We start from the raw sequence: 596 nt of genomic DNA, 5'->3' as shown, positions 1-596 counted from the left end.
GGGCGGGCCGGTGCGGGGTATGCGGGTGTATGTGCTCGATGGTCGGTTGCGGCCGGTGCCGGTGGGTGTTGCGGGTGAGTTGTATGTGTCGGGTGTGCAGGTGGCCCGCGGCTACCTCGACCGGACGGCGCTCACCTCGGAGCGGTTCGTGGCGAATCCTTTTGCGGGTTCGGGAGACCGCATGTATCGGACCGGCGACATCGTTCGATGGGCCGACCGGAGCGGGACAGTGGAGTACGTGGGTCGCGCCGACGACCAGGTCAAGGTGCGGGGTTTCCGCATCGAGCTCGGTGAGGTCGAGGCCGCGTTGCTGCGGAGTCCCGGGGTTGCGCAGGCGGTCGCCGGTGTCTTCGACGACGACCGGGTGGGGGCCCGGCTCGTCGGTTACATCGTGCCCACGGCGGGGAGTGAACCTGATCCGGCCGGAATCACCGCAGATGCGGCCCGGTTCCTGACGTCCTACATGGTGCCCGACGCGATCGTCGTGCTGGATGCGATTCCGTTGACGCCGGGTGGCAAGGTCGACCGGAAGTCGTTGCCGGCGCCGGTGTTCGACGTGCGGGAGTTCCGTGCGCCGACGACGCCGGTGGAGGAGA

General features: G+C 68.8%; 1 protein-coding gene. It reads left to right on the top strand.

The features are described from left to right. Window positions 1-25: 25 nt before the first annotated feature. Window positions 26-596, top strand: a 571-nt coding sequence (locus LDQ05_RS19630) for an AMP-binding enzyme (RefSeq protein ID WP_308013292.1), incomplete at its 3' end; no start/stop codon positions are given.

It is taken from the genome of Rhodococcus yananensis, from assembly GCF_020515525.1.
GTDB lineage: Bacteria > Actinomycetota > Actinomycetes > Mycobacteriales > Mycobacteriaceae > Rhodococcus > Rhodococcus yananensis.
The sequence above is the reverse complement of the archived record's forward strand: the minus strand, read 5'-3'. Positions and strand labels throughout refer to the sequence as shown.